The 14,358-nt window shown below is 54.9% G+C and carries 14 protein-coding genes; 13 read left to right on the top strand and 1 reads right to left on the bottom strand.

What is annotated here, in order from left to right; all coding sequences use genetic code 11:
* The first annotated feature begins 61 nt into the window (after positions 1–61).
* The 13 genes from ffh (at position 62) to ung (ending at position 13,490) form a co-directional block, all read left to right on the top strand.
* On the top strand, positions 62–1,450 hold the full coding sequence (gene ffh / locus FFI95_RS11670; RefSeq protein ID WP_144822751.1) for a signal recognition particle protein: 1,389 nt from the start codon (positions 62–64) through the stop codon (positions 1,448–1,450).
* A 162-nt stretch (positions 1,451–1,612) separates the two neighbouring features.
* Positions 1,613–1,852, top strand: coding sequence for a 30S ribosomal protein S16 (gene rpsP, locus FFI95_RS11675; protein WP_144822752.1), 240 nt, complete (start codon positions 1,613–1,615; stop codon positions 1,850–1,852).
* Between the two features lie 26 nt (positions 1,853–1,878).
* Positions 1,879–2,406 (top strand): ribosome maturation factor RimM, encoded by a 528-nt coding sequence (rimM, locus tag FFI95_RS11680; protein ID WP_144822754.1) that lies wholly within the window; start codon positions 1,879–1,881, stop codon positions 2,404–2,406.
* A 3-nt stretch (positions 2,407–2,409) separates the two neighbouring features.
* Positions 2,410–3,168 (top strand): tRNA (guanosine(37)-N1)-methyltransferase TrmD, encoded by a 759-nt coding sequence (gene trmD, locus FFI95_RS11685; RefSeq protein WP_144823246.1) that lies wholly within the window; start codon positions 2,410–2,412, stop codon positions 3,166–3,168.
* A gap of 25 nt (positions 3,169–3,193) precedes the next feature.
* Complete coding sequence (gene rplS / locus FFI95_RS11690; protein WP_144822756.1) at positions 3,194–3,550, top strand: 50S ribosomal protein L19; 357 nt, start codon at positions 3,194–3,196, stop codon at positions 3,548–3,550.
* A 113-nt stretch (positions 3,551–3,663) separates the two neighbouring features.
* Entirely contained in the window at positions 3,664–4,566 is a 903-nt protein-coding gene (xerD, locus tag FFI95_RS11695; protein ID WP_144822758.1) for a site-specific tyrosine recombinase XerD, read from the top strand.
* 87 nt (positions 4,567–4,653) lie between these two features.
* The gene (locus FFI95_RS11700; protein ID WP_425463062.1) at positions 4,654–5,352 is read left to right on the top strand and encodes a DsbC family protein; all 699 of its coding nucleotides are present in this window, start codon (positions 4,654–4,656) and stop codon (positions 5,350–5,352) included.
* A gap of 109 nt (positions 5,353–5,461) precedes the next feature.
* Positions 5,462–6,763, top strand: coding sequence for a homoserine dehydrogenase (locus tag FFI95_RS11705; RefSeq protein ID WP_144822761.1), 1,302 nt, complete (start codon positions 5,462–5,464; stop codon positions 6,761–6,763).
* 25 nt (positions 6,764–6,788) lie between these two features.
* Positions 6,789–8,189, top strand: a complete 1,401-nt coding sequence (thrC, locus tag FFI95_RS11710) for a threonine synthase (RefSeq protein WP_144822763.1) — start codon at positions 6,789–6,791, stop codon at positions 8,187–8,189.
* A 12-nt stretch (positions 8,190–8,201) separates the two neighbouring features.
* Positions 8,202–9,938, top strand: a complete 1,737-nt coding sequence (recJ, locus tag FFI95_RS11715; RefSeq protein ID WP_144822764.1) for a single-stranded-DNA-specific exonuclease RecJ — start codon at positions 8,202–8,204, stop codon at positions 9,936–9,938.
* Positions 9,939–10,052: 114 nt separating this feature from the next.
* Positions 10,053–11,148 (top strand): peptide chain release factor 2 gene (gene prfB / locus FFI95_RS11720; RefSeq protein WP_144822766.1). Its coding sequence is split into 2 segments (ribosomal slippage): positions 10,053–10,124 and positions 10,126–11,148, totalling 1,095 coding nucleotides; the frame shifts between segments, so codons are not numbered across the junction.
* Positions 11,149–11,202: 54 nt separating this feature from the next.
* Positions 11,203–12,750: a lysine--tRNA ligase gene (lysS, locus tag FFI95_RS11725; RefSeq protein ID WP_144822767.1), complete on the top strand. Its 1,548-nt coding sequence runs from the start codon at positions 11,203–11,205 to the stop codon at positions 12,748–12,750.
* 2 nt (positions 12,751–12,752) lie between these two features.
* Positions 12,753–13,490, top strand: coding sequence for a uracil-DNA glycosylase (gene ung, locus FFI95_RS11730; RefSeq protein WP_144822769.1), 738 nt, complete (start codon positions 12,753–12,755; stop codon positions 13,488–13,490).
* Here ung and FFI95_RS11735 read toward each other — a convergent pair.
* Positions 13,471–14,304, bottom strand: coding sequence for an HDOD domain-containing protein (locus FFI95_RS11735; RefSeq protein WP_144822771.1), 834 nt, complete (start codon positions 14,302–14,304; stop codon positions 13,471–13,473). The genes ung and FFI95_RS11735 overlap by 20 nt on opposite strands.
* Between the last annotated feature and the right edge of the window lie 54 nt (positions 14,305–14,358).

The following is a 14,358-nucleotide window of genomic DNA, read 5'->3' on the forward strand; positions in this document are numbered from 1 at the left end:
GGGGCCATTAGCTGGCTTCTGGGTTTATGCACTCAATTTATCCGGGGTACGGAAGAGCAACATGTTTGAAAACCTCCAAGACCGACTTTCGGGTAGCTTGCGCAAAATTTCCGGTCAGGCGCGGCTTACCGACGACAATATCAAGGACACTCTCCGGGAAGTGCGCATGGCACTGCTCGAGGCGGATGTCGCCCTTCCTGTCGTAAAAGACTTTGTTGAGGGTGTCCGTCAGCGGGCAATTGGCCAGGAGGTTCAGCGCAGCCTCACGCCTGGTCAGGTGTTTGTAAAAGTGGTCCAGCAAGAGCTGGAGCGGGTCATGGGCGAGGGTAATGAGACCCTCAACCTGGCGACTCAGCCGCCTGCTGTGATCATGATGGCGGGCCTTCAGGGTGCCGGTAAAACCACCACCGTAGCGAAGCTGTCGCGTTTCCTGAAAGAGCGCCAGAAAAAATCGGTTATGGTGGTCAGTGCCGACATTTACCGGCCGGCTGCGATCAAGCAGCTGGAGACACTGGCGGGTGAGGTAGGCGCCGAGTTTTTCCCCAGCACAAGCGATCAGGATCCGGTTGCTATTGCTGAAGGTGCCGTGGCTGAGGCTCGTAAGAAACACATTGATGTGGTTATTCTTGATACCGCTGGCCGGTTGCATGTTGATGAGCAGATGATGGGCGAGATCGGTCGGCTCCACAGCGCGGTTAAGCCGATAGAAACCCTGTTTGTGGTTGATGCCATGACAGGGCAGGATGCTGCCAATACCGCTAAGGCGTTCAACGATGCCTTGCCCCTGACAGGCGTGGTGCTGACCAAGACGGACGGCGATGCCCGGGGCGGGGCGGCGCTTTCCGTCAGGCATATTACTGGTAAGCCCATCAAGTTTCTGGGTATAGGTGAAAAATCGGATGCCCTGGAGCCTTTCCATCCGGATCGGGTGGCCTCACGCATTCTGGGTATGGGGGATGTGCTCTCCCTTATAGAGGAAGCAGAGCGCAAGCTGGACCAGAAGAAAGCTCAGAAGCTGACCAAAAAGATCAAAAAGGGTAAGAGTTTTGATCTTGAGGATTTCCGCGATCAGCTCCAGCAGATGAAAAGCATGGGTGGCATTGGTGGTCTGATGGACAAGTTGCCAGGTATGGGGCAGATGGCTGAGGTGGCACAGCAACAGGTCAATGACAAGTCTATGGGGCAGATGGAAGCCATTATCTGTTCAATGACCCCCAGAGAGCGCCGGCGTCCGGATTCCATCAATAATTCCCGTAAGCGCCGTATCGCCACCGGGTCCGGCACCAAAATACAGGATGTAAACCGTCTTCTTAAGCAGCACAAGCAAATGCAGAAGATGATGAAAAAGTTTGGGAAAAAAGGCGGAATGGCCAATATGATGCGTGGGCTTGGTGGTATGATGCCGCCGGGCGGTGGTGGTGGCGGTATGCCACCGTTTGGCCGTATGTGAAATGCCTTACAGCGAAAAACTCCGAAACAGTCGTATTGCCTGTTTTCTTTGGCGCGTATTTAGCATAGAATAGCGCCCCTTTCGAGTATGGGTCTTCGCGTCAGCCGCTTTGGTGGGCGCGAAACGTACAAAGTTCGTACAACAGAACAGGATATTGGTTAAATGGTAACAATCCGTTTGGCTCGTGGCGGCTCAAAGAAGCGCCCGTTCTATCACCTCACAGTCGCCGACAGCCGTAGATCGCGTAATGGCGCTTTCATTGAGCGTGTTGGCTTTTTCAATCCGGTTGCCCGTGGCCAGGAAGAGCGTCTTCGCGTTGATCGTGAGCGCGTTAACTTCTGGATCGACCAGGGTGCGCAGCCCAGTGAGCGTGTGTCTAAGCTGCTCAAGGCTGCAGAGTAAGAATTACTGATCACCGGGGTTGTTGTATGACGCAGAATTCGCAGGAAACTGTGATCGGTCGGATTACCTCGGTATTTGGGGTTAAAGGGTGGCTGAAAGTTTACTCTTATACCGATCCCAAAGAAGGAATACTGGACTATGCCAACTGGGTTCTCAGTCTGGATGGTAAACGTATTCCTGCAAAGCTTGAGGAGGGTCGTCGCCAGGGGCGAGCGATTGTCGTCAGGCTCAAAGGTATTGCTGATCGTGAACTGGCCAGTACCTATTGTGGTGCTGAAATCAGGGTTCCGGTAACTGAACTGCCTGAGCTCCCTGAAGGGGAGTATTACTGGCATCAGTTGCTTGAGCTTGAAGTGTTCACGGTTGAGGGTGACTGTCTCGGTCGGGTGGATCACCTGATAGAAACAGGCTCCAACGATGTACTGGTGGTGCAGTCAACAAAGGCTTCCATTGATCAGCGCGAACGCCTGATTCCTTATCTTCCGGGCCAGGTTGTCCAGGAGGTGAGTCTTCCGGAGCAGAAGCTGACGGTAGACTGGGATCCGGAGTTCTGATTGGTGTGGGTCGGCGCAGTCAGCCTGTTCCCGGAAATGTTCCGGGCCGTCACAGATTACGGAATAACAGGCAGGGCCGTACGCGAGGGTTTGCTGGCTTTCGATAGCTGGAATCCGCGCGACTTTACTCACGATCGCCACCGCACTGTCGATGACCGTCCCTACGGGGGTGGCCCCGGAATGCTGATGAAAATACAGCCATTAAGGGATGCCATCCACGCGGCGCGGGAAACGGCACCAGGAAAAGCCTGCGTTGTCTATCTTTCGCCCCAGGGTGAAACACTGAACCAGGCCGTTGTTGAGTCGCTTGCCGCAGAAGAGAGTCTGATTCTTGTGGCGGGTCGTTATGAGGGTGTTGATGAGCGCCTGATAACGGCAGAAGTCGACCGGGAAATATCGCTGGGAGACTTTGTGCTTTCCGGTGGCGAGTTGGCAGCGATGACTGTTATTGATGCGGTTACACGCCTCATCCCCGGAGCGCTGGGTCATGCGCAGTCAGCAGAACAGGATTCGTTTGCTGACGGTTTGCTGGATTGTCCGCACTATACCCGGCCCGAAATCTACGAAGGTCAGGCGGTGCCGGATGTTTTATTGGGCGGTCATCATGATCAGATCCGGCGTTGGCGACTTAAACAGTCGCTGAGGCGAACCCGGGAACGACGCCCCGACTTGCTTGAAAAGCGTGAGCTGACAAGCGAAGAGCGTGAGCTGCTGGGTGAGATTTTAAACGAACCGTGTGCCTCTGAATCGTCAGGGCATTAAAAGATTGGGTATCAGGAGCATAACGATGAGCGGCAAGAGCAACATCATCAATCAACTTGAATCAGAACAGATGACCAAAGAGATCCCTGCGTTTGCGCCGGGTGACACAGTAACTGTTCAGGTTCGTGTAACGGAAGGCAGTCGTGAGCGTCTTCAGGCTTTCGAAGGCGTTGTTATCGGAAAGCGTAACCGCGGCGTAAACTCGTCGTTCACGGTACGGAAGATTTCCTACGGTATCGGTGTTGAGCGTACTTTCCAGACCTTCTCTACACTGGTCGACAGTATTAAAGTGAAGCGTCGTGGCGATGTGCGTCAGGCCAAGCTTTACTACCTGCGTGAGCGCTTCGGTAAGGCAGCACGCATCAAGGAAAAGCTTAACTGATCAGCCGTGTGCTGTGACAGTTTGCACTGGAAAAGGGCAGCCTCTGGGCTGCCCTTTTTCGTGTTTCCGTAACATAGAACATAACAGGCTGCAGCCTTGGTACGGGAGAGAAAGTGAGGCCAGATGACGAGGCGGTAATTATCCGGTTTGTGGATGCAATCTGGCTCGAGGACGGGCTGGGGGAGCAAACCCGGCAAGCGTATCGCAATGATCTTCAAAGCCTGTCAGCCTGGCTCGGGAGTCGATCGGGCCACCCTTTGCTCACAGAGGTTCGGCGAACGGATTTACTGGACTGGATGGCCAGTGGGCTGGCGCAGGGTATAAAAACCTCCACAGCTGCCCGGCGGCTGTCAGGCGTGCGCCGCTTTTACCGTTTTTTGCTTCGCGAGGGAGTAATCGCTGAGGACCCGACGCTGCGAATAGACAGCCCGAGGCTGCCGCGCCGGTTGCCGGATTCGCTGACCGAAGAAGAGGTGGAGGCGCTGTTGACTGAGCCAGACCCGGCAATACCCATTGAGCAGCGTGACAAGGCCATGCTGGAAACACTTTATGGGTGCGGGCTGCGGGTTTCCGAGCTTACAGGTTTGCGTGTCGATCAGGTCAATCTGCGTCAGGGGGTTGTGCGTGTAACCGGTAAAGGTAATAAAGAGCGCCTGGTGCCGCTGGGGGAGGAAGCCGTAGACTGGCTCGCTCACTACATGCAGGAAGGGCGGCGGGAACTCCTCAGGGGCCGCGCCAGTGACGCTCTGTTTCCGGGCAACCGGGCAACTGCAATGACCCGGCAAACCTTCTGGTACCGCGTGCGTCATTATGCTTTGCGTGCCGGTATCACCAAACCGTTGTCACCCCATACACTGCGGCACGCGTTTGCGACGCATCTGCTTAATCACGGCGCAGACCTGCGCGTCGTTCAGATGTTGCTGGGTCACTCTGATCTTTCAACAACTCAGATATACACCCATGTTGCCCGGCAGCGACTGCAGTCATTGCACCGGGAGCATCATCCCCGTGGTTGAATCTGTCATTTTTAGGTAAGGTACTCAGCTTACTGACCAAGTGGGCATGGCAAAATGAGAAAACAGTTTTTTTCAATAGTCGCATTGATGGTGACGGGTGTGTTGGGTGCTTCCTCTGGTACGGCTGGTGTTGTTGAGGATCAGATCAGTGAACACCTGTCTGGAGCTGTGCCCGGGCTGGAAATATCCACGGTTCGGGAGTCGGAAGCCAGCGGCCTCTACGAGGTACAGAGCAAAAACGGTGACACAGTCTACACCACGCGTGATGGTGCGTATTTGCTCACCGGCGACCTGTTGAAGATTACCGGCGATGGTATTGCCAATGTGACGGAGCAGGCCAGGGCCGGTCATCGCAAGCAGGTTATGGACAGTTATGGCGAAGGTGGAGTAATCCGCTACAAGGCGAGTAATGAAAAGGCAGTCATTGATGTATTCACCGATATTGATTGCCCTTATTGCCGCAAGCTTCATGACGAGGTGCCGCAGCTCAATGACTATGGTATCACCGTGAACTATTATGCTTATCCGCGCTCCGGACCTGGCCGGCCCTCGTTTACCAAATATATTTCAGTCTGGTGCGCAGATGACCAGCAGTCCGCTATGGACTCTGCCAAGGCCGGCAAGACAGTCGCGGCCGCCACGTGTGACAACCCGGTTCTGGAACAGTTTCAGTTGGGTAAAAGCATTGGCGTAACCGGCACCCCGGCAATTGTGCTTGAAGATGGTAATATTGTGCCGGGGTATGTCCCTGCCAGAAAGCTTGCCGGTGGACTGGGGCTTCTCTGACACAGGAGCGGGATTCTTCGGTATACTAAACAACCTTTCAGTGTCGCGGCATCGTAATGCTGCGTTACCTACAATACATCAGCACCCCATCGGGATCAGAGGTGAGAGTTTGAAAGACGTCAATGTCGGAATTTGCGGACTGGGAACCGTTGGCGGCGGTACATTCAATGTATTGAATCGGAATGCCGCAATAATTGCGGGACGTGCAGGCTGTAACATCCGGATCACCCGGATAGCCAGTCGCCGTAATCGTGACGATATGGATCTTGGTGATGTGCCCTTCAGTACCGAGATTTTCGATGTGGTGAACGATCCCGCCATTGATATCGTGGTAGAACTGATTGGCGGATACGAAACCGCACGTGAGCTTGTGCTGGCCGCGATCCGTAACGGAAAACATGTGGTGACCGCAAACAAGGCGCTGATTGCCGTTCATGGTAATGAGATTTTTGCGGCTGCCGATGAAGCGGGCGTTGTTGTCGCTTATGAGGCTGGGGTTGCTGGTGGCATCCCTGTTATGAAGGCGGTCCGTGAGGGGCTGGCTGGCAACCGTATTGACTGGATTGCCGGAATTATCAATGGCACTGGTAACTACATACTGACCGAAATGCGTGCGGGCCGTCCATTTGCCGAAGTGCTGAAGGAAGCCCAGGACCTCGGGTACGCGGAAGCCGATCCTACTTTTGATGTAGAAGGTATTGATGCCGCCCATAAGCTGACGATCCTGGCGGCAGCCGGCTTTGGTGTGCCACTGCAGTTTGAGAAGGCATTTACTGAAGGTATTTCCGCGATTACTCCCTATGATATTGCCCATGCCGAGCAGCTTGGTTATCGCATCAAACATCTGGGTATAGCTCGTCGTCGGGACGAAGGTATTGAGCTGCGCGTGCACCCTACGCTGGTTCCCCGCAGTCACCTGATTGCTCAGGTTGATGGTGTATTGAACGCTGTGCTTGTGGATGGTGATGCTGTCGGGCAGACCATGTATTACGGCCCGGGTGCCGGAGATGAAGCAACTGCCTCGGCGGTGATTGCCGATATTGTTGATGCAGCCCGGATCGTGGCGAATGAGAGCGCATTGCGAGTGCCTTATCTCGGATTTGCGCCGGACGCTCTGGAAGACCTGGATGTGCTTTCCATGGAAGACATTCAGTCTGCTTACTATCTGCGTATAACCGCACTGGACCGCCCGGGGGTACTGGCAAAGATCGCGTCGATTCTGAGTGAGCATGGCATTAACATTGAGTCAATCATGCAAAAAGAATCCGAAATGAAAGACGGGCGTATCCCTGTCATTATCCTGACGCACACAGTGCAGGAGCGGCAGATCAATCGTGCTATTGAAGAGCTGGAGTCCCTCTCGGATACCGATGGCCCGGTTGTTCGTATTCGCGCCGAAAACTTTAACTGAGTCACCATAACCGACAGGTATACACGTGAGATACATCAGTACGCGGGGCGAAGCGCCCGCCCTGGGATTTGAAGACGTTCTGCTTACAGGGCTGGCCCCTGACGGCGGTCTGTATGTGCCGGAAACACTTCCGCATTTCAGTCTGGAAGAGATCCGCAGCTGGCGCGGGCTCCCTTATACAGAGCTTGCGTTCAATATTATGTATCCGTTTGTGGAGGAGGCCATTCCCGAAGCCGACTTCCGACAGATGCTTGACGAGACCTACAGTGTTTTCGCCCACAAGGCCGTTGCCCCGCTGGTGCAGCTTGATACCAATGAGTGGGTGATGGAGCTGTTCCGTGGCCCCACACTGGCCTTCAAGGACTTTGCGCTTCAGCTGCTGGGACGGCTTCTGGATTACGTGCTCGAAAAACGTGGGCAGCATGCGGTGATACTGGGGGCCACCTCCGGAGATACCGGGTCGGCAGCGATTGAAGGTTGTCGTCAGTGTGAGCATGTGGACATTTTTATTCTGCACCCGTACGAACGTGTTTCGGAGGTGCAGCGGCGCCAGATGACGACGGTGCAGGGCGACAATATCCACAATATTGCCGTGCGCGGTAATTTTGATGATTGCCAGCGCATGGTCAAAGAGAGTTTCAGTGACCAGTCATTCCTGGAAGGTAAAGCCAGGCTTGCAGCGGTGAACTCGATCAACTGGGCACGGATCATGGCCCAGATCGTGTATTACTTTCATGCATCTCTTGCTCTGGGTGGCCCTGATCGCAGCATGGCCTTTTCTGTACCTACAGGTAACTTCGGGGACATATTTGCCGGTTACCTGGCACAGAAAATGGGGCTGCCAGTGTCACAGCTGGTTATTGCCACCAACCGCAATGATATCCTCCATCGCTTCATGAGTGGCAACAAATACGAACAGCACACCCTTGAACATACGTTGTCACCAAGCATGGATATCATGGTCTCCAGCAACTTCGAGCGACTGTTGTTTGATCTCCATGGGCGTGATGGGCAAGCTGTAAAGGAACTGCTGGAAAATGCAGCGAAAGGGCCGGTCAGTATTGCAGATTACCGCTGGAAGCGGGCCCGTAAGCTCTTTGACAGCGCCGCTGTTGACGACGCGATGACCTGTGAAACCATTCGTGAGGTGTACCAGCAAAATGAATACCTGCTGGACCCGCATACAGCCATCGGCGTGCGGGCAGCCCGGACTTGTCGCCGCGATAAGCAGATCCCGATGATCACCCTGGGAACAGCGCACCCGGCCAAGTTCCCGGATGCCATCGCAGAATCAGGCCTGGCGGTTAAGCCTGATTTGCCGGCCCATATGGCGGAACTCTTTGAACGCAAAGAACGTTACACAGTGCTTGATAATGACCGGGACGGTGTGCAGAGCTTTATTGCAAAACACTGGAAAAATGCCTGATATAGCACTGGTATGACTCCCAAAAAAATCCTGCGTCGCCCCAGGCCGGAGAGCACTCCGGCCTGGGGGCAAAACCTGCCCCCGATCCTCCGCCGCCTCTATGCTGCCCGGGGCATTACCTCTGACGAACAGCTGACCTACACGCTCAGATACCTCGCTTCGCCCTTTGAGTTGCGCGGAATTGATCGTGCCGTTGAGCTGCTTGCAGACGCTATTGCCCGTAATCAGCGGGTACTTGTGCTTGGGGATTTTGATGCAGACGGTGCGACCAGTACCGCTGTGGCCATGCTGGGACTTTCCATGCTGGGGCTGCAGAGCATTGATTTCCGGGTGCCCAGCCGCTTTGCTGATGGCTATGGTCTGACGCCCGGCATCATCGAGCGCTTACAGCAGCAGGGCGAACTGCCGGATTTACTGGTAACAGTAGATAATGGAATTTCCGCCATCGAGGGGGTGGATGCGGCCCGGAAACTGGGCATTAAAACCGTGATTACCGATCACCACCTGGCGGGTGACGTGTTGCCGGACGCCGACGCCATAGTGAATCCCAACCAGCCTGGCTGCCCGTTTCTGAGCAAGAATGCGGCGGGCGTGGGGGTGATGTTCTATGTGCTCACAGCACTGCGCAAGAAACTGCGGGAGGACGGGCGCTTGCCAAGTCCTGAGCCCAACCTGGGGTGCTTGCTGGACCTTGTGGCGTTGGGGACTGTGGCCGATGTGGTGCCACTGGATCACAACAATCGCATTTTTGTGGAGCAGGGGCTGCGGCGCATACGTCAGGGCGAAGCACGTCCGGGCGTGCTTGCGTTGTTGCAGGTTGCCGGCCGCGACCATACAAATATCAGCTCGACCGACCTTGGGTTTGTCGTAGGCCCTCGCCTTAATGCTGCGGGCCGTCTGGATGATATGAGCGTTGGCATCGCCTGCCTGCTCGCCGACAATCCGGATGAAGCCCAGCGCCTTGCCCGGGAACTGGATACCTTCAACCGGGAACGACGCACCATTGAAAAAGATATGAAGACCCAGGCGCAGGACTTGCTTGCCTCCATGTCGCTGGACCTGGAGGGGCTTCCCTGGGGGCTGGCGTTGTTCGATCAGGACTGGCATCAGGGGGTTATAGGAATACTGGCAGCCCGGATCCGGGAACAGACCCACAGGCCCACCATTGCCTTTGCGCCGGATGAAAACGGTGTGGATATCAAAGGTTCCGCCCGCTCCATCCCCGGGCTGCACATTCGCGATGTGCTTGCCATAGTCGACGCCAGACACCCCGGAGTGATGAAAAAGTACGGTGGCCACGCTATGGCCGCTGGCATGACACTGGCCCAGGCAGATTTCGAATTGTTCTCTGAAGCCTTTGACCAGGCCGTACGGGATACTCTCACTGCAGCCGACCTTGAGGCGGCCATCACAACAGACGGTCCCCTGAGCCCTGCTGAGCTATCGTTGGAAACAGCCGCGCTACTGAAGCGGGCCGGCCCCTGGGGACAGCACTTCCCCGAGCCTGTGTTTGATGGTGATTTCCGGGTGGTCAGTCAGCGTATAGTGGGTGAAAATCACCTTAAACTGGTTTTGAAGCCTTTTGAAGGCGGTGACATTATTGATGGTATTGCGTTCAATACCGGTCCGGAAGTTCCGGATTACACCCGCACAGGCGCGCGGGTGGTTTACAAGCCGGATGCCAATACTTTCCGGGGGCGGACAAACCTTCAGCTACTGGTGGATTATCTGGAGCCGCTTTCCCGGTAAGCCTGCTTGCACTCAAACGGAACTACGGTTTCCCACGGCTGATTTACCACTGGAATTCCGGTAGAATCCCGCCACAGTTTTACGCATCATGTTCCAACATTGAGTAGTGTTCTTATGGAAGTTAATCCCATTGTGACGAAGATTAAAGAACTTCGTGAGCGTACTGAAGCGCTCAGGGGGTATCTTTGACTACGATCAGCGTAGTGAGCGTCTGGTCGAAGTAGAAAGGGAAATGGAGCTGCCCACCGTGTGGGATGATCCGGAACGTGCGCAGGCACTCGGTAAAGAACGCTCCGACCTTGACCTGATTGTAAGTACCATCAACAACCTCACAACCGGCCTGGCCGATGCAGAGAGCTTGCTGGAGCTGGCTGTTGAAGAAGATGACGCAGACACAGTCACCGAGATTGAATCAGATCTTGACGGGCTTGATGCCGAGTTGGAAAAGCTCGAGTTTCGCCGGATGTTTTCCGGTGAAATGGACTCCAGTAACGCCTATCTGGAGATTCAGGCAGGTTCCGGTGGGACCGAAGCCCAGGACTGGGCTAATATGCTTTTACGCATGTACTTGCGCTGGGCTGAGCGCCGCGGTTTTAAAACCGAGATCGTGGAGTTGCAGGAAGGTGACGTGGCCGGTGTCAAGAATGCCACTGTACATATACAGGGTGAGTATGCTTTTGGCTGGGCTCGCACGGAGACGGGTGTTCACCGCCTGGTTCGCAAGTCGCCTTTCGATTCCGGCAACCGTCGCCATACCTCTTTTTCCTCGGTGGTTGTGACCCCTGAAGTTGATGACAGTTTCGAGATTGACATCAATCCGGCAGATCTGAGGGTGGATGTTTACCGTGCCTCAGGGGCCGGTGGTCAGCACGTTAACCGGACTGAGTCAGCGGTACGCCTGACCCACAACCCGACGGGGATTGTGGTGGCCTGTCAGGCCGGGCGAAGCCAGCATCAGAACAAGGATCAGGCCATGAAGCAGCTGCGAGCCAAGCTTTATGAGCGTGAGATGCAGGAGCGTAACGCTGAGAAACAGAAAGCTGAAGATGCAAAATCCGATATTGGTTGGGGTAGCCAGATTCGTTCTTACGTTCTGGACGATGGCCGTATCAAGGATTTGCGTACCAAGATTGAAACCAGCAGCACCCAGTCGGTGCTGGATGGTGATATTGACAAGTTCATCGAAGCCAGCCTGAAGATGGCGCTGTAAAACAGCGCTGTCACCAGGCCAACCCGGACACACCCGAATTTCTAGTGAGCCAACATGACTGAACACGCCAAGAATGCATCGCAAGAGGACAACAAGCTGATCGCAGAGCGCCGCGCCAAGCTGGCCGAACTGCGTGAAAGCGGCAATCCGTTTCCCAATGATTTTCGCCGCGATGCGACTGCTGCCGAACTGCAGGCCAAATACGGTGACTACAGCAAGGAAGAGCTGGAGTCCATGGGCATAAAAGCCGCTATTGCGGGTCGAATGATGCTCGACCGTAAAGCCTTCAAAGTGGTTCAGGACATGACGGGCCGCATCCAGATCTATGCATCCAAAGATGTGCAGAAGAGTACACGGCACTGGGATCTGGGTGACATAGTGGGTGTGCGGGGCACGCTTTGCAAGTCTGGCAAGGGGGACTTGTATGTCACCATGGACGAATACGTTCTGCTTACCAAGTCGCTGCGGCCATTGCCGGAAAAGCACAAGGGGCTCACTGATACAGAAGCGCGCTACCGTCACCGCTATGTCGACCTGATGGTAAATGAAGACAGTCGTCAGGTATTTCTGGCGCGCTCAAAAATTATTACGGCCATGCGTCAGTTCTTTGCAGACCGTGACTTCATGGAAGTGGAAACCCCTATGCTGCAGGTGATACCGGGTGGCGCCACAGCGCGTCCGTTCATGACTCACCACAATGCACTGGGTATTGATATGTACCTGCGTATTGCACCGGAGCTGTATCTGAAGCGGCTGGTTGTAGGTGGTTTTGAGCGGGTCTTCGAGATTAACCGTAATTTCCGGAATGAAGGCCTGTCTACGCGCCATAACCCGGAATTTACAATGGTGGAGTTCTACCAGGCGTACGCGGATTACAACGACCTGATGGACCTTACAGAAGACATGCTACGGACGATTACCGAGCAGGTACTGGGCACAACCAGGGTCGTGAACACGCGCACGCTGGCTGACGGCACTGAAGAGACTGTTGAGTATGATTTTGGTAAGCCGTTTGAACGCCTGACGGTGGTGGACGCTATTTTACGCCACTGCCCTGACATCAAGGCAGAGCAACTGGCAGATGAGGCCTCGGCGCGGCAGGTGGCCCAGGATCTTGGGATCCACGTCAAAGACAGCTGGGGACTGGGTAAGATCCAGATTGAAATCTTTGAGGCCACCGCTGAGCATCGTCTGATGCAGCCAACCTTCATTACCGAATACCCGAAAGAAGTGTCTCCTCTTGCCCGCAGCAAGGACAGTAACCCCTTCGTAACTGAACGCTTCGAATTCTTCGTGGGTGGCCGTGAGATTGCTAATGGCTTTTCTGAGCTCAACGATGCAGAAGATCAGGCGGAGCGTTTCCGGGCACAGGTGGCAGAGAAAGAGGCCGGAGACGATGAGGCCATGTTTTACGATGAAGATTACGTGATGGCTCTGGAGTATGGCATGCCACCAACCGCAGGTGAGGGCATAGGTATTGACCGGTTGGCTATGCTGCTCACAGACTCTCCTTCTATTCGCGATGTGATCCTGTTCCCGGCCATGCGGCCAGAACACAAGGCGGATGGGGTGAAAGACGAGGGAACAGAAGATAACGCGTAATTATGCATCCGATTGAGATTCTGGCCAGCCAGCTCAAGCCGGGCAGAGGCTGGGAAGAGCATCTGGAAGGGGAGTTCAGAGAGCCCTACATGATCGCGCTGGCCGAGTTTCTGGCTGCTGAAGAGAGTGCCGGAAAGATTGTGTTTCCGGCCAGTTCCCAGTGTTTCAATGCCCTGAACAGCACTCCGCTGGACCAGGTGCGTGTCGTTATACTGGGGCAGGACCCCTACCATGGCCCCGGGCAGGCTCACGGACTGTCGTTTTCGGTCAGGCCCGGCGTTCGTACACCGCCGTCCCTTATAAACATGTTTAAGGAAATACAGAGTGATCTGGGTGTTGACCCACCCGATCATGGCTGCCTGCAGTCCTGGGCTGAGCAAGGAGTGCTGCTACTGAACAGTGTGCTTACGGTGGTTCAGGGGCAGGCTGGAGCCCACCAGGGAAAAGGCTGGGAAGTGTTTACCGACAGGGTTATTGAAACGGTGAACCGTGAACGCGAGGGAGTGGTATTCCTGCTCTGGGGTAATTATGCAAGGAAGAAAGGGCAGCAGATAGACCGCAGCCGGCACCTGGTTCTGGAGGGACCGCACCCGTCCCCGTTGAGTGCTTATCGTGGCTTTTTTGGCTGTAAGCACTTTTCCCGGGCTAATGAGTGGCTACAGGGGCGCGGGCAGCAACCGGTAAACTGGAAGCTGCCCGACAAACAAGACCTGGAAGCTTTTACTGAAGCAGCGCCATAGCTGCTTCCATCTGAGCGTTCAGGTCTTCCTCTTCATTCATGTTGGTATTCGGATCAAGCCTGAGTCGGCTGAAAGCCGAAATATCCGACCAGTCCAGCTCAGTCCAGGGGTGATCAGAACCGGCGATTAACTGCAGGTTGGCTACCATTACCAGGTCTGCGTAGTCAGCCGATGGAGCGTGCCGGAGGAGGTCAGAGTACTCCAGCGGGACATTTTGTAAGGCTTCCGGGAAGTCCCACTTTTTAAGAATTCTGGCTCCGATTCTTGGGTGCAGCTCCTGAATAATGCTGTCAAGCAGAGCACCGCTGACTTCGATGTTCTCGTCTTCCACATAGCGCAATATCGGCAGAACGCCAATAAGGTGCACAAGGCCTGCTAATGTTGCCTGATCCGGCTTCAGGTTGGTGTAGTGTTGTGCCAGCACATGGCTGATGCCCGCAACTTCTGTACTGGTTTGCCAGGTGGTGCGCAGGCGTTCGTCAATCATCTCCGATGTTGCCTGAAACATCTGTTGCATAGCCAGCCCCATGGCAAGGTTGCTGGTATAGGCCATGCCGAGCCTGCTAACCGCCATGTTGAGGTTCTCTATGGCACGGCTGCCACGAAAGAGTGGGCTGTTACAGACACGGATAATACGGGCTGATAGTGCCGTATCGTTGCTTATAACCTTTACAAGATCGCCGATTGCCGAGTCTTCAGACTCGGCAATTTCACGAACCTGAAGTGCCGCCTCGGGGAGTGTGGGAAGCAGTAGCTTGTCATTTTCGATTGCCGCCGCGAGGTCGGCTTTTATGGTTTCAGCAATATTTGGCATGGTTTGATCGATGTCCGTTCATCAGTTCTCGAGACACCTGTTATAACAGATTCT

Source organism: Marinobacter piscis (assembly GCF_007671655.1).
GTDB classification, from domain to species: domain Bacteria; phylum Pseudomonadota; class Gammaproteobacteria; order Pseudomonadales; family Oleiphilaceae; genus Marinobacter; species Marinobacter piscensis.